This window comes from Brumimicrobium sp. (genome assembly GCF_048268645.1).
GTDB classification, from domain to species: Bacteria; Bacteroidota; Bacteroidia; order Flavobacteriales_D; family Crocinitomicaceae; genus Brumimicrobium; species Brumimicrobium ulvae.
Map to the genome: position 1 here is coordinate 20,823 of NZ_JBLWVE010000011.1, position 18,438 is coordinate 39,260.

At 33.2% G+C, this 18,438-nt stretch carries 19 protein-coding genes and 1 tRNA gene; 16 read left to right on the forward strand and 4 right to left on the reverse strand.

What is annotated here, in order from left to right; genetic code table 11:
• Positions 1 to 5 precede the first annotated feature (5 nt).
• Positions 6 to 836 carry an alpha/beta fold hydrolase gene (locus ACN0U3_RS09810; protein ID WP_417266078.1) on the reverse strand — a complete coding sequence of 277 codons (831 nt, stop codon included), beginning with the start codon at positions 834 to 836 and terminating at the stop codon, positions 6 to 8.
• Positions 837 to 1,018: 182 nt separating this feature from the next.
• On the opposite strand from ACN0U3_RS09810, the gene carB reads away from it, so the two are divergent.
• From carB to ACN0U3_RS09855, 9 genes are all read left to right on the forward strand, one after another.
• Complete coding sequence (gene carB / locus ACN0U3_RS09815; protein WP_299203270.1) at positions 1,019 to 3,835, forward strand: carbamoyl-phosphate synthase large subunit; 2,817 nt, start codon at positions 1,019 to 1,021, stop codon at positions 3,833 to 3,835.
• A gap of 8 nt (positions 3,836 to 3,843) precedes the next feature.
• The gene (locus tag ACN0U3_RS09820) at positions 3,844 to 4,098 is read left to right on the forward strand and encodes a hypothetical protein (RefSeq protein ID WP_299203267.1); all 255 of its coding nucleotides are present in this window, start codon (positions 3,844 to 3,846) and stop codon (positions 4,096 to 4,098) included.
• Positions 4,099 to 4,564: 466 nt separating this feature from the next.
• Positions 4,565 to 4,638 (forward strand) — tRNA-Asp (locus tag ACN0U3_RS09825).
• Between the two features lie 236 nt (positions 4,639 to 4,874).
• Positions 4,875 to 6,089: a phage integrase SAM-like domain-containing protein gene (locus ACN0U3_RS09830; protein WP_417266079.1), complete on the forward strand. Its 1,215-nt coding sequence runs from the start codon at positions 4,875 to 4,877 to the stop codon at positions 6,087 to 6,089.
• 33 nt (positions 6,090 to 6,122) lie between these two features.
• Positions 6,123 to 8,270, forward strand: coding sequence for a DUF6617 family protein (locus tag ACN0U3_RS09835; RefSeq protein WP_417266080.1), 2,148 nt, complete (start codon positions 6,123 to 6,125; stop codon positions 8,268 to 8,270).
• Positions 8,271 to 8,385: 115 nt separating this feature from the next.
• Entirely contained in the window at positions 8,386 to 8,667 is a 282-nt protein-coding gene (locus tag ACN0U3_RS09840) for a helix-turn-helix domain-containing protein (RefSeq protein ID WP_417266081.1), read from the forward strand.
• A gap of 116 nt (positions 8,668 to 8,783) precedes the next feature.
• The gene (locus ACN0U3_RS09845; RefSeq protein ID WP_417266082.1) at positions 8,784 to 9,419 is read left to right on the forward strand and encodes a hypothetical protein; all 636 of its coding nucleotides are present in this window, start codon (positions 8,784 to 8,786) and stop codon (positions 9,417 to 9,419) included.
• A 66-nt stretch (positions 9,420 to 9,485) separates the two neighbouring features.
• Positions 9,486 to 10,355 carry a hypothetical protein gene (locus tag ACN0U3_RS09850; protein ID WP_417266083.1) on the forward strand — a complete coding sequence of 290 codons (870 nt, stop codon included), beginning with the start codon at positions 9,486 to 9,488 and terminating at the stop codon, positions 10,353 to 10,355.
• Entirely contained in the window at positions 10,342 to 10,785 is a 444-nt protein-coding gene (locus tag ACN0U3_RS09855; RefSeq protein ID WP_417266084.1) for a hypothetical protein, read from the forward strand. Before ACN0U3_RS09850 ends, ACN0U3_RS09855 begins: the two co-directional genes overlap by 14 nt.
• 31 nt (positions 10,786 to 10,816) lie before the next feature.
• Here ACN0U3_RS09855 and ACN0U3_RS09860 read toward each other — a convergent pair whose 3' ends face one another.
• From ACN0U3_RS09860 to ACN0U3_RS09870, 3 genes are all read right to left on the reverse strand, one after another.
• Positions 10,817 to 11,350, reverse strand: a complete 534-nt coding sequence (locus ACN0U3_RS09860) for a SpvB/TcaC N-terminal domain-containing protein (RefSeq protein WP_417266085.1) — start codon at positions 11,348 to 11,350, stop codon at positions 10,817 to 10,819.
• Between the two features lie 125 nt (positions 11,351 to 11,475).
• On the reverse strand, positions 11,476 to 11,808 hold the full coding sequence (locus tag ACN0U3_RS09865; RefSeq protein ID WP_417266086.1) for a hypothetical protein: 333 nt from the start codon (positions 11,806 to 11,808) through the stop codon (positions 11,476 to 11,478).
• Between the two features lie 274 nt (positions 11,809 to 12,082).
• A complete protein-coding gene (locus tag ACN0U3_RS09870) occupies positions 12,083 to 12,319 on the reverse strand; it encodes an integrase core domain-containing protein (protein WP_417266087.1) in 237 nt (78 codons plus the stop codon).
• A gap of 308 nt (positions 12,320 to 12,627) precedes the next feature.
• On the opposite strand from ACN0U3_RS09870, the gene ACN0U3_RS09875 reads away from it, so the two are divergent.
• The 7 genes from ACN0U3_RS09875 to ACN0U3_RS09905 are packed head-to-tail and all read left to right on the forward strand — an operon-like array spanning position 12,628 to position 18,434.
• A complete protein-coding gene (locus tag ACN0U3_RS09875; RefSeq protein ID WP_417266088.1) occupies positions 12,628 to 14,196 on the forward strand; it encodes a type I restriction-modification system subunit M in 1,569 nt (522 codons plus the stop codon).
• A 2-nt stretch (positions 14,197 to 14,198) separates the two neighbouring features.
• Positions 14,199 to 15,425, forward strand: coding sequence for a restriction endonuclease subunit S (locus ACN0U3_RS09880; RefSeq protein ID WP_417266089.1), 1,227 nt, complete (start codon positions 14,199 to 14,201; stop codon positions 15,423 to 15,425).
• Positions 15,426 to 15,460: 35 nt separating this feature from the next.
• Positions 15,461 to 15,991, forward strand: a complete 531-nt coding sequence (locus ACN0U3_RS09885) for a hypothetical protein (RefSeq protein ID WP_417266090.1) — start codon at positions 15,461 to 15,463, stop codon at positions 15,989 to 15,991.
• Positions 15,988 to 16,464: a helix-turn-helix transcriptional regulator gene (locus tag ACN0U3_RS09890; protein ID WP_417266091.1), complete on the forward strand. Its 477-nt coding sequence runs from the start codon at positions 15,988 to 15,990 to the stop codon at positions 16,462 to 16,464. The genes ACN0U3_RS09885 and ACN0U3_RS09890 overlap by 4 nt, the downstream gene beginning before the upstream one ends.
• Entirely contained in the window at positions 16,464 to 16,892 is a 429-nt protein-coding gene (locus ACN0U3_RS09895; RefSeq protein ID WP_417266092.1) for a hypothetical protein, read from the forward strand. Before ACN0U3_RS09890 ends, ACN0U3_RS09895 begins: the two co-directional genes overlap by 1 nt.
• Positions 16,893 to 16,944: 52 nt before the next feature.
• A complete protein-coding gene (locus ACN0U3_RS09900) occupies positions 16,945 to 17,193 on the forward strand; it encodes a hypothetical protein (protein WP_417266093.1) in 249 nt (82 codons plus the stop codon).
• A gap of 2 nt (positions 17,194 to 17,195) precedes the next feature.
• Positions 17,196 to 18,434, forward strand: coding sequence for a hypothetical protein (locus ACN0U3_RS09905; RefSeq protein ID WP_417266094.1), 1,239 nt, complete (start codon positions 17,196 to 17,198; stop codon positions 18,432 to 18,434).
• Positions 18,435 to 18,438: the final 4 nt, after the last annotated feature.

Below are 18,438 nucleotides of genomic sequence, written 5' to 3' on the forward strand. Positions count from 1 at the left end.
AAAGATCAATCAAGCTCTTCAAAAGGCATCAAAGCCAAAAGTTCTTTTTCGATATGGGGTTTAAATACATCATGACCAAAAGGAATTTTCGTTAAGGCTTCTTGCTGGTTAATTTTCTCTAAAAATTGAGTAGCACTTTTCGGGGTAATGATTTTGTCATATTCACCAATAATAAGGTTGAAATGGACATTGTATTTTTCTAAAGTGGCTTTTACTTCTTCATCAGAGGGTCTTAAATCTCTAAAAGCACTCCATGTTTTGTATGCAGTTTCAAACTTCTCATGATCAGAAGTATAGAAATCCAAGAAAGTAACAATTTTCGGGTCAATTATTTTTACTTTGGCCAACCCTCGAGAAATATTCATCAATTCATGCGGTTTATTTACCCAGCGTTGGAATAGTTTTCGTGTAAACCATTGTCGCTGGGTCCAACTGTAAAAGTTTTTATCATCCAATCCATCCGGAGCAATTAAAAACAAACTTTTTACCCTGTGGGCAAAAGCAGGAAAAGCACTTAATGTAAATCGTCCACCTTGAGAATATGCCACCCAGTGAAAACGGTCTACTTTTTCTTTTGTTAATAATTTTTCCAACAATTTTTCAACATCTTTCGAGGTGATTAAGTCTTCATGAATTCTACTGGGAGAAAAGGTGGAGTAGCCATGTAAAAACAAGTGAATGGAAATGATTTTTCGTGTCTTTCTTTCTAAAAATTTAAAGTCTTCTGCGGACCTACCGTTCCCATGAAAGCAAAGGATTACAGTGTTTCCTTCCCCATAAACTTCATAAGAAAGTTTGAGGTCTTGCAAGGTAACACTTTCGATTTTTCTTTCCATTAGTACTGATATCTGAATGCTGAAAAAGTAAAATAATAACTAAAACATTTTTAGGGATTCCAATTTATGTCAAAAAATAGCCATAAATATCCTGTGCATACCTATAAAAGTAGTAAAAATGAATTAAATTTGCGTTCAATTTGTATCACGCTTTTACATCATAAGCATAAAGAAAAATTGGAATGCCTAAGAACGAGAAAATTAAGTCAGTTTTAATTATTGGAAGTGGACCTATTGTAATTGGTCAAGCCTGTGAATTTGATTATTCAGGATCGCAAGCAGCGAGATCTTTGAGAGAAGAAGGAATAGAAGTCACATTGATCAATTCGAATCCAGCGACCATCATGACCGATAAAGTAGTCGCAGATAATATTTATCTAAAACCACTAGAACCTGAGAGCATTCGAGAAATTATAGCCAACCATAACATTGATGCAGTTTTGCCAACAATGGGAGGGCAAACAGCTTTGAACTTAGCCATCAAATGTGATGAGCTAGGAATTTGGGAGGAAAACAATATAGACATCATTGGAGTTGACATTGCGGCTATTGAAATTACTGAGAACCGCGAGGCATTCCGTAACCTGATGGAAGATATTGACGTTCCAATGGCTCCGCAAAAAACAGCGAAATCTTTCTTAGAAGGAAAAAGTGTTGCACAAGAATTTGGTTTTCCATTGTGTATTCGATCTTCCTACACTTTAGGTGGAGCAGGAGCAGGAGTGGTGTATGATGAAAATGAGTTTGATAATTTATTAGACGCTGGTCTTCATGCTTCTCCAATTCACGAAGTAATGATTGATAAAGCTTTAATGGGATGGAAAGAGTATGAATTAGAGTTGTTGCGAGACAAAAACGATAATGTTGTAATTATTTGTTCTATCGAGAATTTCGATCCAATGGGAGTGCATACAGGAGACTCAATCACTGTTGCTCCGGCAATGACAATGTCAGACACCACCTTCCAAAAGATGCGTGACATGGCCATTAAGATGATGCGTTCTGTAGGGAATTTCGCGGGAGGATGTAACGTTCAGTTCGCTGTTTCTCCAGATGCTGAAGAGAAAATCATTGCCATTGAAATTAACCCTCGTGTATCACGTTCATCAGCATTAGCGTCTAAAGCAACGGGTTACCCTATTGCGAAGATTGCTGCAAAATTAGCGATTGGATATACATTAGATGAATTAGACAATCAAATTACGAAAACAACTTCAGCTTTGTTTGAGCCGACTTTGGACTATGTAATTGTAAAGATCCCACGTTGGAACTTTAATAAATTCCCAGGAGCAGACCGTAAATTAGGACTTCAAATGAAATCTGTAGGTGAGGTAATGGGAATTGGTCGTTCTTTCCAAGAAGCACTACAGAAAGCTTGTCAATCCTTAGAAATTGGTAGGAATGGTTTAGGAGCAGATGGAAAAGAAATCACCGATCAAAATCAAATTTTAGAAAGTTTAGAGTTCCCAAGCTGGAACAGACTCTTCCATATTTATGATGCGATTAAACTAGGAATTCCGTTTAAACGTATTCAAGAGAAAACAAAAATCGATGAATGGTTCTTACGTCAAATCGAAGATTTGATCAAATTAGAGCGTAAAATCGAGAAGTTCTCATTGGACAGCATTCCAAAAGAAATGCTCTTTGAAGCCAAGCAAAAAGGATATGCTGACCGTCAAGTAGCGCATTTATTACGTTGCTTGGAGTCAGAAATATATGCCAAAAGAGAAGCGTTTGGAATTCAACGTGTATATAAAATGGTAGATACATGTGCCGGAGAGTTTCCAGCGCAAACACCATATTATTACTCAACATTTGAATTGGAAAATGAGAGTGAAGTTACTGACAAAAAGAAAATCGTTGTTTTAGGTTCTGGTCCGAATAGAATTGGACAAGGAATTGAATTCGATTACTCATGCGTACATGGTGTATTGGCTGCCAAAGAAGCAGGTTATGAAACCATCATGATCAATTGTAACCCTGAAACCGTTTCAACAGACTTCGATACTGCAGATAAGTTGTACTTTGAACCTGTATTCTGGGAACACATTTATGACATTATTCGTCATGAAAAACCAGAAGGTGTGATTGTTCAGCTGGGGGGGCAAACAGCCTTGAAATTAGCGGAAAAACTAGAGCGTTATGGCATAAAAATTATGGGTACGAGTTATGACGCCCTTGACTTAGCCGAAGACAGAGGACGATTTTCACAGTTGTTGAAGGATAATGACGTACCTTATCCACAATTTGGTGTAGTAGAAAGTGCTGAACAAGCATTAGAACTTTCAAACGATTTAGGATTCCCATTATTGGTGCGTCCTTCTTATGTTTTAGGAGGTCAGAAAATGAAAATTGTGATCAACAAAGAAGAACTTGAGCACCATGTTGTAGATATTCTTCATGAAATGCCTGAAAACCAAATTTTATTGGACCACTTTTTAGGCGGAGCAATAGAGGCAGAAGCCGATGCGATTTGTGATGGTGAGAACGTGTACATTATTGGAGTAATGCAGCACATAGAACCTGCAGGAATTCATTCAGGTGATTCGTATGGTGTTTTACCTCCGTACAACTTAGGAGATCTTGTCATGCAACAAATCGAAGACATCACCAAGAAAATTGCAGTAGCATTAGAAACGGTTGGATTAATTAATATTCAATTTGCAATTCAAAACGATAAGGTATATGTAATTGAAGCTAATCCTAGAGCCTCTCGTACAGTTCCTTTCATTGCGAAAGCATACGATGAGCCATATGTGAATTATGCAACCAAAGTAATGTTAGGAGAAAATAAGGTGACAGACTTTGATTTCCGTCCACGTAAAGAAGGTTATGCGATAAAGATTCCAGTTTTCTCATTCAATAAATTCCCTAATGTGAATAAAGAATTGGGACCTGAGATGAAATCAACGGGAGAAGCAATTCACTTTATTAAGGACTTGAAAGATCCTTTCTTTACGAAAATATTTGCTGAACGTAATTTATATTTATCTAAATAACACCGAACATGGTTTTACTTAGCGTGACGGGTACTGTTAGAATGATTTTAATCATCATTGCTGTTTTTGTAATTGTTCGGTTTATTGGACGATTACTAGTAGCAAAACGCAATTTAGATGAAGAAAAGCGTTACAATCAGAACAATGATGCATTCAAAAAGGCGAAAGAAAAAAGCGCGAATGAGAAAGGAAAAGTTCATATTGTAGAAGGAGGTTACCGCGATGCAGAGGATGTCGACTATGAAGAAGTAAAAGAAGATTAATTTTAAAGGAGGTATACTCCATAGAATAAAATCACAAAAGCAGTAGCGAATTTCGTTACTGCTTTTGTATTTTCTAAAGTTAAATTTAATGATGAGCAATTGGGTTTTTCAAATTAGAAATCATTTTATCAACTGTACCATTTGACGTTCATTTGAGGAAAGCATTATAATCGTTTGAAATAACTCAAAAAAAGATAAAACTTAAAAGACTGAATTTCAAGACTCTTTCATGAAAGATAAAAAAAAGATTATTTTTTTTCAAAAAAAGCATTGCGGATGTAAAAAAGTTCTCTATATTTGCACTCGCCTAACGAAACAACACAGGCCCTTACAACGGTAAGGAAAACAAGAAAAGATAAAAAAAGTAAATTGCGAAAGCAAGTGAACAATACAAAATTTAGTAGTTAATTTACATTAACTATAGTTGACTGTCGTCAGCACCTTCGAAAGAAGATATATAGGTTTTGGTCTGGTAGTTCAGTTGGTTAGAATACCTGCCTGTCACGCAGGGGGTCGCGGGTTCGAGTCCCGTCCAGACCGCTAAGTCTCTATTAACCAAGAGCAAAGAAACGAAAAAGCCCCACTTTATGGGGCTTTTTTCATTTACAGGTTTTTGTTTTCACTCCATTTCCACCATTATCTAGTGGTTTAATCGTGGGACTAAAACCAAACTCCAAAAAGTCCCACGAGAATGATTCTTTTGCTTTGTTATTCAAGGTTTTACATTTTATGAAACGAACCGAAAGCTCTAATTTTAACCCATAAAATATAGAGATATGAAAAGAGCAACATTCAACATCCTATTCTTTGCAAAGTGGAAGAAACTATTAAAGAACGGAGAAGCACCAATTTACATGCGCTTAACAATTAATGGTACAGTAGCAGAAATATCATTAAAACGAAGCATAGACCCCAAGTACTGGGATGCACCACGCAACAAAGCAAAGGGAAAATCCCAAGCAGCAAGTAATCTCAACGATTACCTATCAAGTGTACGAGGACAAATCTACACCCACCACCAAACACTCCAGGAGCGAGGGAAAGTAATAAACGCGAAAACCTTACTAAACGTATTCTTAGGAATAGGAGAGAAGCAGTGGTCGTTAGTAGAGTTATATCAGCAGCACAATAATGATATGGAGAAGCTTATCGGTATAGATTACTCTCCATTAACTCTCCAACGTTATAAAGCAGGTTTAAAACACATAAGAACATTTTGTAAACTCAACTATAAAAACGAAGCGCATCCTTTAATGGAAGTAGATGCGAAGTTTGTCAAAGAGTTTGAATTCTACCTCAAGTCAGTAGCGAAGTGTCAGCACAACTCAGCAATGAAACATGTGAAAGCATTAAAGAAGGTCATTCGCATAGCGCTAGCAAATGAATTTATTAAGAAGGACCCTTTCTTTAATTACAAAATCACACAGAAAAATGTTGAGAGAGAAGTTTTAACTGAATACGAACTTACCCAATTGGCTGAAAAGGATATTGATATAGAGCGTATTGATATTATTCGTGACTTGTTTCTTTTCCAGTGCTACACAGGTTTATCTTATAAAGATTTAGCAACCTTAGAAGCAAACCATATCCAAATCGGAATAGATGGAAACAAATGGATTGCTAAGAAAAGAGGGAAGACAGGAGTTTCTTTTCGTGTTCCTTTATTTCCAGTATCGGAAAGAATAATTAAGAAATACCAAGACCATCCGTGCAATTCAATTGAAGGTAAAATCCTACCTGTTCCATCCAATCAGAAAATGAATGCGTACTTAAAGGAGCTTGCTGATATATGTGGAATCAAAAAGAAACTTCACACCCACTTAGCAAGGCATACGTTTGCAACAACTGTAACCTTGGCAAACAATATACCTATGGAAACAGTCTCAAAGCTTTTAGGACATACTAAGATGCAGACAACTCAAATATATGCGAAGGTACTTGAAACTAAGATTTCTGATGATATGGAGGCGTTGAGGCAAAAACTAGGCTAGAATTTTTGTATATTGAGCCTCAAATTTGTGCGTATGTCTAACTTTAATCATTCAATAGATAAAATGGTCAAGGAAAAATTCTTGGCCATTTATAGTGATGCCTTAGATAAAGCTGACAAAACGTTCAATAATGAGTATTTACCTCAAATAACTGATTTATCATTTTATGATCAGATAAAGTTTCTAAATGAGCGAAAGGAAGAGATAAAAAATAAAAAGGATGATATTTCTATTTCAGCTTACTTCAAAAATTCAAATTCAGAAGAATGGCTACTCAAACTTTTTTCTTCTAGGACATCTATATTAAATGTGGATGATTCTAAAGAATTACGACAAGCAGTTTATCTAGGAAACCTAAGAAGCAAGATTACAGAATATCTCGGTTCTTTAAAAGATAAAATCCCTCCTTATTCATATGAGCTTTTTAACAAGGGTATATCTGACCCAATTCTATTTGACTTGAACTACTCTTTTCACGTTGAGGATAGCGATGATTTTTTAAAAATCAGACACTGGCAAGCGCAAAAAGTACTTAAAGTAGTTTCTTTCGAAACCACAAATATCATTAAAGGAGTACAGAATAAATTAAAAGATGATCCAGAAGGTTTGTTGATAATAGAAAATGACGTCAAACATTATGATAAGTGTATTTCGGGAAATTCATTTCACAAGGTAGAAGACTTGATTGAAAAGCTGAAACAATTTTCGTTCATGTCTGAATACGAATTTGATAAAATCGATACTTCAAGTTTGATTGATGATTTTAATAAATTTATCGATGGTGATATGCAATGGTCTAAAATCACACCTGAATACTCCGATCATTTAAAAAAGAGATTAAAGACAAGTAATAAAACGTTTCCTTTTTCTGACAGTCCAATGATTTTCTATACTATCTTTCAAACAATAAGATGGATGAAAACTGTCTTGAAAAATAAGTCTCTTAATGATTCTTTTAAATTTCCTGATTTTAAAGCTTTAGTGGTTAAAGCAATGGAGGAAGCAGAAAAAGAAGCAGTAGATTCAATTGATGATTTCAATGATACAATAAATATTACTAAGATTACAGCAGAACAAGCAGAAGCAAAATACATAGATGCTTTAGAGGGGTTGCGACATGATTATAATAATTCTGAAGATGTTGTCAAAGAATATTTTGCTTCATTACAAAGAGGGGGTCATACAGAACATATTTTTGAATTAAATGCTTTTTTCTTTGATTTAGAAGACCATATTCAATATTTGAAAACCGCCTATATACTTAGAGAGAGAATACACTATTTTATTGCATGTTGTCGTGAATACGGAGGTAAAAACAGAGTGGAATATCCTAATTTAGATGATGGGGCTGGTGTTTCTGAAATAATGTACTTAGCACATAATATGGTTTTGGACAATGATTTACATGAAAGGTTGTCTAAAATCATGGATGATTTTATGTTGTATACTACAGTCTATTGCATGCCCTTTGATATTGCATTGCAAAATGTCCGAGAAGAAATGCATGATCTTTTTATTCAGTGTGTTGATAGACTTCTAAATTATTTAGAGGATGCAGACCCAGAAAACAAAGTAATGTACATTCAAACTAGGTTAAAACAGCTTAAGCATAGAGAATTAAGTTTGAAGAATTTATCAAACAATTATAATGAAGAACGTAAACCCAGATACACTTCTTTACTGAAAGAATACCTAGAAATTGAAGCAGAGTTCATCAAAGAAACAAAAGACATTTCATTCTTCCAGCAAGCCAAACCCATAAAACAAATTCAAGTTGAATCATCTAACACCTCCAAAAAAACGATAGAAAAAACATTCAGTTTTGGTTTTAAATCTTCTGAAGATTCGTTGAAGTCATTCATTTCAGAGCTTAATCGACAAATATACCTACTTAGAGATGATGTAGCTGCAGTAGATGATCTTGTTACAGTTCTTACCGCCGAGGATCTAAATAGTGATTTACCGTCCATTACATTCAACTGCGAAACCACACAACTGTATTATATCTTCAATAAGCTAAAACCATATTTCAACAATTTATCATTTAAAAACATTGAGAAATCTCAATTATTCTTCACTAAAAATGGTAACCTATTGAAAGCACAAAACCTTTCAGCAAGTAAGGTTGATTTCCCAAAGAATTATGAAGAAATTGACAAGGCTTTCACTCTTTTACAATAAAAATCATTGAGAACATTGAGATAACTTAATACCACCTCAATAACTCAATATACACCTGCTTCAAAACTCAGAATTTAGCACCAGAATTAATTATTAAACTTTAAAATTCAGAGTTATGCAAGTGATTACTATTGAATCAGAAGCCTTTCAAAAATTGGTAAACCAATTGGAAGCAATTCAACAAAAGTTGAACCAACAAAAAGAAACAACACCTTTATCTGATGTCTGGATGGACAATCAAGACGTGTGTGCGTTATTACATGTTAGTAAAAGGACATTACAACATTACAGGGATTCGGGAAAACTTCCGTTTTCTCAAATAGGGGCGAAGATCTATTATAAAGCATCTGATGTGGATGATTTTCTTGAAAGTAATTATAAAAAAAAAGTTGGATAGACTCTAATCCCTACTTGAAGGTTCCAGTCGCCATGTCTATTTGGGTGGCAGCAAATAATAAGGAAAATGAATTTCAGTTTTTTCTATTACTAAAGCTCCTGTTTAGGCATGGCAAGATGGAACGTAGCGCAATGGAAACTGAAGCTTTGAAAACAATTTTGGGTTTCAAACAAAAAAAGTCAGTCATCAATTTATTTGAAAGAGTTATTCAATTAGGCTGGATAAGGAAAAATGAAAAAACTGGTTACTACATTATAAAGTCTTTTGACAAATTAAGAATAGAAAATTTATGGGAATCAAGGGTAAGTACATTAATTACATTGAGCGACCTCAATCATCTCAATGCTCATATCGGAGCAAGTTTGTATACTTACCTACATAAAATATTTTGGCACAAAGTAAGGCGAGAGAAAAGCATGCGAATAAAGGGAAGCATCTTTCATTTTCTCTCCCTTACTTTTAATTACCTCAACGAGCCAGCTCCCATTGCAACAACAGGAGTAGAATCACTTTACAACATTTCAAAATCTAAAGCTTCTCGCTTAAAACTTGCAGCATCAAAATTGAAACTCATTGAAGTTAAAAAGAACTACATCAAACAAGATTATTCTGAAGCTGAAATAAAGATAATGATTAAGTATGATTTAATTCCCACATATGTTTCTAAATACAATGATTCGTTTTTTTTGCAGTCAATTGACCTTATTACACCCAAAATAAGTCTTTATAAGCGTTGTTCATTGGGAACATAAAGAAAGGGATATATAAGGGAAAGGGATTATTTCAAATAATAGTATATTGCAATAAAAAAAACAATAATGAGTAAGGATAAAAATATTTTAAACTTTCATATATATAGGTATCACTTGTTACCTATATCGCAAGATTCTGTGCAGACATCATTGTTTCCTAAACAAACTTTCACCCAAAAAGAAATCATTGAACGTAAAAATGAATTTTTCAAAATATCATTAGTTAACATATCTGAAAATAAAAAGATTAGAACACCAATGATTATTCATTGGCAAGATGAAGATTATTTTGTCCTAAAAGTTGCTAACAAGAAAGTTACTACAATTTACAAAGACTTTAAGCCATCTGACCATCCTACAGAACCATTTGTTTATGTATTAATTAATAATGACCCGAAGGTTCAAAAAATTGGTATTAGCGAGAATATTCAAGCTTTTTCTAATCCAATGGTTGTAAAAAATGTTTTAAGTAAAGTTTTTAATAAGGAGTTAGAAGATCTCGGTCTTAGTATCACTATTAAAAATTTATTCGACAAACAGGATTTTTGGAAAATCATTGAAAACAACTCAAACAAAATCACATATATCGATTTTCAATTTGTAAGACCTAACTTGGCTAAAATTTCTAAAAGTTTGAATGAAGTGTTTAGAAACTTTTCAAAAGATTTAAATAGTCATGAAAGTCATCTTTCAGTTAAATCACCTACTAATGGTGTGCTTGAAAACTTGGATAAAGATAACGACACATTGAAAGGTTTAACAGAATATTCTTCAAATGGAGGTGGTAATGTGAAAATAAAGGTAAAAGGAATTAGAAAGTTAATTAACACCAACGAAAAGCCTGTTACAGTTGAAGTAGATGAAGTAAATATTGAGGGAGTAGCAGATCAAATTTTACCAGTAATTAAATCTATAATTGGAGATGGAAACAATTAAAGACATATCAATGTATCTTATTTTGTCCATAGTAGCAACAGTATTCTGCTACTGGCTGGAATCATCTTTTCTATTTGATTACCTACAAAATAATATTATTGGGCTTTTAATAACCCTGTTAGCAATAAATACGGCTACTTCAGGATTGGTGGCCTCAAAAATGCAAGATCTTAAATTACAGAAACCACAGATTGATTTAAAAGAACCAATAAAACAAATGAAATTATCACTAGTTGAGCAAATAATTCTTATTGCTGTAAGTATAATATTCATGACCATTCTGAACAGCTCTTTAGTCAACTTTGATTACAAGGAACATCTGTTCAATGGGGGCTTAATATTTGTATTAATTTATGCATTAGCAATCTTAATGGATACAGGGAAAGCCGTGTTCACAATGATTGAAGGTTTGCAGAATATAGATAAATAGAGTTGTATTTAGAGTAGATGTCAAGCAGCTTTTAATTCCTACAATCAACAACAACAGTTCCCCCTCTATTTATATAAACATCTCTCACTCTATCATCCCCATAATAACTCACCAATCCATCCTTACTGCGTACTTCCCAGTAATTCTCACCATTACTTTTCTTATGATGGACATTCCTGGCAAAAAGCCCTTCTGTTCTTGGTCGGTAAAACATTTTTTCATGTCCTGGAGAAGATTCTTTCTTCACCGGTACTAAATCTTCCGCCCCCGAAAGTATAAACACATCCTGACTATCACTATAAACAGGAATCCCCCTAGAAGTTTTTCGAGTAATTCCCGGAATCCCCAATGCCCATCCCAAACCAAAAGTACCGTTCCCATTCCCCGAGCTATACCCCAAAGTAAGTTCCGGCTGAAAGCCATTCCTTCCCGGAGGTACCGCAATAGGCACACTAAAATTCCCCGTACCCGTAAAAAGGTCGGGAGAAAATTTTTCTCCGAGTCCGCTTTGCGCTCCGCCACCCTGAGGTGCTACTATTGCTGAGGTTCCTTTAGTATTAGACATAGTTTTTATTAATTTTTCATACTTGAATAATCAATTTCCCATTTTAAATTTTTCACTCATCACTTTTCACTTTTCATTTATATTGAGGTTCCTTTGGTATTGGACATTTTGGTTGTTTTTTTAGGTTATTCTTTAGTTAAAATTATCATTATTTTCCTGTCCATTTCACTTACTGAAGATACTATCTTGTATCCTTTTGATAACCAATTGTTTATTTCTTTTTGAATCAAAATGGTATTCTGTTTCAAATGTTCATTGTAGTTTTTTATGTCGGTTATTTTTAAAGGTACAGTTGATGTGTTACCCTCTGGATCTACTGTTAGTATCTGTGAGGTAATTCTGTCAGAAGAACTCGTAGTAATTCTTATTATTACACTAGAAGCCTCTTGAGCCTTCCCTTGAAAACTAACCACGAACATCATCAGTGTAAGCAACGCTATTAAACTTATTTTTTTCATATCAATTTGTTTTTTAATTTAATTTTCATTTTTCTCTTAGTGCTCTTTGCGCCTTTACCTCGGTAAACTCGGTACAACGCTTAGCGCAACTCTGAGGTTAAATATCTACAAAGGATAATTCGGAAGTTCAGCTCTACAACTCATCAACAACAAAATATCCTGTACTTTTTCTTCACTAAACAATTCACGATTGATTACCGTATTATCAAAATACAACCTCAAACTATGATACCCCCAAAGGTTGGACAACTTTTAACAGTTTCTTAGTTTGATGCTAAGATGCTACTTTTTTCTTAAAATACAATTCATCTGGTGGTACTTTTCCTATTTCCGTATGCCTTCTTTCAGAATTGTAAAATTTAATATACTCATGAACATGATTTCTTAAATCAACACCGCCATTTGTTGGGTTTATATAAATTTTCTCATATTTTATTGACCTCCAGAAGCGCTCGATGTAAATGTTGTCTATTGCTCTTCTGCGTCCATCCATTGATATTAATCGCTTCAATAGCCACCTTTGCCTTGAAAGATGCACTAAATGTTCTCCTTTTATTTCTCATATTTATTGTTTAAAATTACAACTTAATATGTTGTCCTAAAAATGGGGAGTACTATAGAAAACATAAGAGGGAATGAACGAGCGTCCAATTCCCTCTTAATAATCAACCTAACTAACCACCTAAATCGGGACCAAACTAATCAAATTATTCAATATTTCAAACCATACATAAATAAACTATTAGACCAGTAGAATAAAAAGTATCGTGGTTTCAATTCTCTTTTTTTCTTATCTTTCCCACTCGAATTAAAACAACCATGTCAGAAGATCAAAAGAAAATACTAGAAACCCAATTATGGGGTATCGCAAACCTATTAAGAGGTAAAATAAGTGCAGACGATTACCGAGATTACATATTAGGATTTATATTTTACAAATACCTATCTGAAAAACAATACCTCTATGCAAACGAGTTACTCGAAGGAGAAAAAATAACAGACTACCGTAAATTAAAAGACCAAGAAAGTTTAGATGCGATAAAAGAAGAATCTTTACTAAAGCTAGGTTACTTCTTGACACCAGATCAGTTATTCTCCGTTATGGTTGAAAGAGGAAATGCCGATACAGAAGAAGAGAGTGATTATATTCTTGAAGACCTAACAGCAGTTTTAAATCACATTGAGCAAAGCACAATGGGTACTGAATCTGAGGATGATTTTAATGCCTTGTTTGAGGATTTAGATTTAAACTCAAGTAAAATTGGTAGAACAGTTGGTGCGAGAAATGAAATCATTGTTAAAATATTAACGCATTTAGATAAAATAGATTTCAAACTAAAAGACATTGAGTCTGATGTGTTGGGGGATGCTTACGAGTATCTTATTGCAAAGTTTGCAGCGGGTGGTGGAAAGTCCGCAGGAGAGTTTTATACTCCTCAACAAGTTTCAAAGATTCTTGCAAAATTAGTAACTACTGGGAAAAAGAAAATCAAAACAGTGTACGATCCAACCTGTGGGTCGGGGTCTCTTTTGTTACGTGTTGCTAAAGAAGCTAAAGTAGGGGAGTATTTTGGTCAAGAACTTACAAGAACAACCTACAACCTGGCACGAATGAACATGATACTTCATGATGTGCATTTCCGTTCTTTTAATATTGTTCAAGACGATACATTAGAAAATCCAAGGCATTTAGATATGCGTTTTGAAGCCATTGTTGCTAATCCTCCTTTTTCTGCACACTGGAAAGGGAAAGACAACCCACTAAACAGTACAGATGAACGTTTTAGTCAATATGGACGTTTAGCGCCTAAAACAAAAGCTGATTATGCCTTCCTTACACACATGCTTTATCACTTAGCTGACAATGGTATTATGGCAAGTGTATTTCCACATGGTGTATTATTTAGAGGTGCAGCTGAAGGAACTATTCGTGAATACATCATTAAAGAAATGAATGCTTTAGATGCTGTGATTGGTTTGCCTGCAAATATTTTCTACGGGACTTCAATTCCTACCTGTATTTTGGTCTTGAAAAAATGCCGTAAACAAGATGATAACATTGTGTTTATTGATGCAAGTGGAGAAGGGAATTTTATTAAAGAAGGAAATCAAAACGCATTACGAAATGAAGATGTAGAACGTATTGTAAAAACCTATCAAAATAGAGAATCAATAGACAAGTACAGTAACGTCGTTTCATTAACTGAAATAGCTGAAAATGATTACAACTTAAATATCCCCAGGTATGTAGATACCTTTGAAGAGGAAGAGCCTGTCAATTTAGAATTAGTTTCAAAAGAGTTAAAATCTATTGATAAAGAATTACTCGAAACAAATAGTAAGATTTCTTCTTTCTGTAAGGAGTTAAATATCCAAACACCTTTTTAATTATGGAAGAATTGAAATTGATTCCCGAAATAAGGTTTCCTGAATTTGAGGAGCCTTTGGCTGCGTTAAAACTTGGGGATATTGCTAAATTTAGTAAGGGTAAAGGAATCTCTAAAGCTGACATTGTTATAGATGGAGAAATTGAGTGTGTAAGATATGGAGAACTTTATACTCATTACAATGAAATTATTGAAGATGTATTGTCAAAAACAAATTTACCGTTAGATGAGTTAGTTTTAAGTGAGAAGAATGATGTAATAATTCCTGCATCAGGAGAAACGGAATTAGATATTGCAACAGCTTCTTGTGTTTTAAAATCAGGTATAGCATTAAGTAGTGATTTAAATATTATAAAAAGCAGTGCGAATGGTGTTTTTTTAGCCTATTATTTGAATAACGCTAAAAAGTTGGATATTGCTAAGTTATCTCAGGGAATTTCGGTTGTACATCTGTATGGGAGTCAATTAAAAACCTTAAAATTAAACCTTCCAATCATTGAAGAACAACAAAAAATAGCCAACTTCCTAACCTCAATTGACGAACGCATCCAACTTCTTGAAAAGAAAAAACTAAGATTAGAAGAATATAAAAAAGGAGTAATGCAAAAAATCTTTTCTCAAGAGGTTAGGTTTAAAGATGAGAAGGGTGATAACTTTCCTGATTGGGAGGAGAAGAAGTTGGGGGATGTGTTCAACGGTCTTAAAGGCACAGGTTTGTCAAAAGATAAACTATCCGAAAAAGGTAAGTATAAATGTGTTCTTTATGGAGAGTTATATACAAAGTACAAAGAAGTAATTACTGATATATTCAGCTCTACGGATACAGAAGAAGGAATATTATCAAAAGAAAATGACTTATTGGTGCCGTGTTCAACAACAACATCAGGTATAGATTTAGCAAATGTTACAGCCTTAAAAGATAGTAATGTCTTAATAGGAGGAGACATAACGATACTCAGAGCTAAGAAGGAGGTTGACAATATTTTTTATGCCTATTACTTATCAAATCATAAAAAGCTTGAATTAGCAAAGTTTGGTCAAGGAACAACAATTGTACATTTGTACTTTAATCATTTTAAAGCAATGTTAATTGATATTCCTTCAGTTAAAGAACAACAAAAAATAGCCAAATTTTTATCCAGTATCGATAAAAACATAGCACAAATAACCCAACAAATAGAGATGAGTAAAAGCTTTAAGAAAGGGCTGTTGCAGAAGATGTTTGTATAAAATATATGTTAAAAGTAAACCTATAGGTTGATAATATGAAGATAGTTGATATATTTGCAGAAGAATACCCTGGGCACTTGCATGCATTTATGTATATTAAATATGACACAAATGAATACGACAGGCTCATGGAACTTTGGACAGATGTTCACTATTTAAGAACATTTGCAAAGAAAAATAAAGTAGAGAATATTAATCAGTTCGTAAAGCAAAGGTTAAGAGATGCAGAGAATATTCAAAATCTTATTGATGAATTACTCCAGGAGTCTCAACCTTTAGAACATTATTTTAGACCTTTACATGATCAAGAAACAGGAATCAAAAAATTATCAAGACAAAAAGGAAAAACATCGTCTAAAGACGGTTTACGTCTTTACGCTATAAAAATTGATACAAATTGCTTTGTTATAACTGGTGGTGCGATAAAAATGAGCCAAACAATGGATGGTCATGAAGGCACACGAGAAGAGTTGAGAAAGATAAACAAAGCAAAGGATTACCTTAAAGAAAATGATGTTTTTGACGAAGACTCCTTCTTTGAGTTTAACCTAGAAAATGAATTATGAAAACGAATCAAGAAAAATTTAAATCTTTAGTTTCTAAAGAGAAAACGAATACAGCTCAAAAAAACAAGGACAGAATAAAGAATAGAATGAGATTAAGAGAATCTCAAGACATTGCAATGAAAGTGCTTGATAAATTAGATGAATTGGGCTGGTCTCAAAAAAGATTAGCTGATGAAATGGAAGTTTCTCCACAGCAAATCACAAAAATAGTGAGTGGTAAGGCGAACTTGACATTGGAGTCAATAGTGAAGATTCAAACGATTTTGGAGATTCCTATTTTAGTTTCCCATTTAGAAAAACAATTGAATGACTTTTTTGAAAAGCTTATTGGTAGTTTCTCAGAGAAGTACACACCTGCAGAAACATCTGCACCTGCAGATTATACCTCTTCCGATAAGAAAGAAATTAAAATGTCTTATGACAAAGAAACCGATGATTACAGTTTTGAATCAGATTATAATCTAAGCGCATAATGGAAGAAAATATAGGATTTGGTTTAATCGGTATTAAAACCGAACAGTTTGCTATTATAGAAGAAGCTTATTCAGAAAGTGGTAAAACAAAGTTTGGTGCTGGTCTTCAATTTAAGATTGATCAGAAGCAAAAGCAAGTTGGTGTTTTTCTAACTTTATCTTTTGAGCAAAAGAAAAGTGTATTTCTGAAAATTGAAGTTAGTGGACATTTTAAAATCAAAGAAGACTCTTGGCAGAGCTTTGTAGCAAATGATAAGCTTAGCTTTCCTAGAAACTTTATGGCACATTTAACCATGATTGTTGTGGGAACTGCAAGAGGTGTACTTCATGCTAAAACAGAAGACACTAAGTTTAATAAGTTTCTTGTACCAACTATTAATGTTAATGATTTAGTAAAAGAAGATGTTGTATTTACAATGGAACCATAATATTAATGGTTGTAAATCAATTATCTTAAATTTAACTTCTTAATTTTGAATTATGTCTAGTAAATCAAATACTCAAAATGATATTTTAATCTTTGTATTAACCTTGTTAGGTATTATAATTCTAATTAAAATTTTCACGAACCTTAAAAAGGATGTTGATAAAAATGTTTCCACTGATATTGTTTCAGGTGAAGGTCGTGAAGTTTTAGCTAACAAAGAAAAGCGTGAAAGCCTAAAAAAAGCAATCGAGCATTATCATAAGGAAGGGAATTGGGATTTGTTATCAAAGATTAATGAATAACCATGTCTATTACTGCGGGCTTACTTTTGGTATTTTTAAATATTTTCCTACCAGGTTTAATTTTTTTAAGATCCTACTTTAAAGGAGAGTTTTCAAAACAGTTTAATACGAGTATTCCTATTGTACGTTTGGGCTTTTACTCATTGATCCCTGGTATAGCCTTGTTTTTATTGTCAGTTTCGGTTTTCTTATGCATAGATTCCGACTTTAAGTTATCAAGTGGTTTAGAAATATATCAAAACCTCTTGTCTGTTGATGAGGAATTAAGCTTTGAATCAATAAACTTCATTGATAACCGCTTATGGGTTTATATCATATTTTTATGTTGTACCTTTTTTTCTGCTGGGGTTTTTGGGCTTTTTTTCCACTACTTAATCCGAAAATTTAACCTTGACAAGAAATATAAAATTCTTCGGTTTAAAAACTATTGGTACTATATTTTTAGCGGTGAAATAACTAATTTCTCAAAGTTTAACAAGGCCATTACATCTATTAAAGTTGAAAACATTGAAAACTATTCTGATGTTTTAATTACATATGCTGATATTTTGGTGGATGAATGTGGTAAGTCTAAACTTTATACTGGTTATATTTTAGATTATGAACTAGATCAGAAGAACATTAATGCACTTGATAAAATTTATTTACTCGATGCTCATAAATACAATTATGTAAATCAAGATATTTTAAAATCTAGATTCCAACCAACTTTTGTAAAGAAATCAGTACCAGGTCATATATTTGTTATTGATTACAAAAAGGTGCTTAATTTGAATTTAACTTACGTGCCGTCGCTCGAATGGAGCTTAAAGAGACATAATAGACAATACTCTATTTGGATTAAAATTGATAAAATATTACAATTTTCATTTCTAATTATCCTTGCTCTTGGTGTATCAGCAATTTGGTTCGATTGGCCATTCGATTCTGAATCGTTACACAACCTTTCAACTTTTAAGCTAATTCTAATTTCCTTTTTTATTAATTATTCTTTAAGTTTATTGTTTTCAACTATAGAATTTATCAATAGTTATGTTTTCTTAAATGGTATTAGGAAATCAAAAAAACATATTGAGCATGTAATTCAAGCAGAGGAAAGTGAATCAATTTTCAACTCTGAATATTTACCTTTAAAGAGTAAGCTTCTAGATATTTTAAAAAATTTAAGAAAAACAAAAAAGACTATATTCACTTCATTATTTCTAATCATAATTATTATTATTTATCTTATATTTTTTTGATTAA

Bases quoted from the DNA above. Each gene is read 5' to 3' on its own strand.
- ACN0U3_RS09890 (WP_417266091.1), top strand. From the start codon at position 15,988: ATGAAAACGAATCAAGAAAAATTTAAATCTTTAGTTTCTAAAGAGAAA.
- ACN0U3_RS09820 (WP_299203267.1), top strand. From the start codon at position 3,844: ATGGTTTTACTTAGCGTGACGGGTACTGTTAGAATGATTTTAATCATC.
- ACN0U3_RS09850 (WP_417266083.1), top strand. From the start codon at position 9,486: ATGAGTAAGGATAAAAATATTTTAAACTTTCATATATATAGGTATCAC.
- ACN0U3_RS09860 (WP_417266085.1), bottom strand. From the start codon at position 11,350: ATGTCTAATACTAAAGGAACCTCAGCAATAGTAGCACCTCAGGGTGGC.
- ACN0U3_RS09810 (WP_417266078.1), bottom strand. From the start codon at position 836: ATGGAAAGAAAAATCGAAAGTGTTACCTTGCAAGACCTCAAACTTTCT.
- ACN0U3_RS09865 (WP_417266086.1), bottom strand. From the start codon at position 11,808: ATGAAAAAAATAAGTTTAATAGCGTTGCTTACACTGATGATGTTCGTG.
- ACN0U3_RS09880 (WP_417266089.1), top strand. From the start codon at position 14,199: ATGGAAGAATTGAAATTGATTCCCGAAATAAGGTTTCCTGAATTTGAG.
- ACN0U3_RS09855 (WP_417266084.1), top strand. From the start codon at position 10,342: ATGGAAACAATTAAAGACATATCAATGTATCTTATTTTGTCCATAGTA.
- ACN0U3_RS09900 (WP_417266093.1), top strand. From the start codon at position 16,945: ATGTCTAGTAAATCAAATACTCAAAATGATATTTTAATCTTTGTATTA.
- ACN0U3_RS09895 (WP_417266092.1), top strand. From the start codon at position 16,464: ATGGAAGAAAATATAGGATTTGGTTTAATCGGTATTAAAACCGAACAG.
- ACN0U3_RS09875 (WP_417266088.1), top strand. From the start codon at position 12,628: ATGTCAGAAGATCAAAAGAAAATACTAGAAACCCAATTATGGGGTATC.
- carB (WP_299203270.1), top strand. From the start codon at position 1,019: ATGCCTAAGAACGAGAAAATTAAGTCAGTTTTAATTATTGGAAGTGGA.
- ACN0U3_RS09845 (WP_417266082.1), top strand. From the start codon at position 8,784: ATGGAACGTAGCGCAATGGAAACTGAAGCTTTGAAAACAATTTTGGGT.
- ACN0U3_RS09835 (WP_417266080.1), top strand. From the start codon at position 6,123: ATGTCTAACTTTAATCATTCAATAGATAAAATGGTCAAGGAAAAATTC.
- ACN0U3_RS09840 (WP_417266081.1), top strand. From the start codon at position 8,386: ATGCAAGTGATTACTATTGAATCAGAAGCCTTTCAAAAATTGGTAAAC.
- ACN0U3_RS09830 (WP_417266079.1), top strand. From the start codon at position 4,875: ATGAAAAGAGCAACATTCAACATCCTATTCTTTGCAAAGTGGAAGAAA.
- ACN0U3_RS09905 (WP_417266094.1), top strand. From the start codon at position 17,196: ATGTCTATTACTGCGGGCTTACTTTTGGTATTTTTAAATATTTTCCTA.
- ACN0U3_RS09885 (WP_417266090.1), top strand. From the start codon at position 15,461: ATGAAGATAGTTGATATATTTGCAGAAGAATACCCTGGGCACTTGCAT.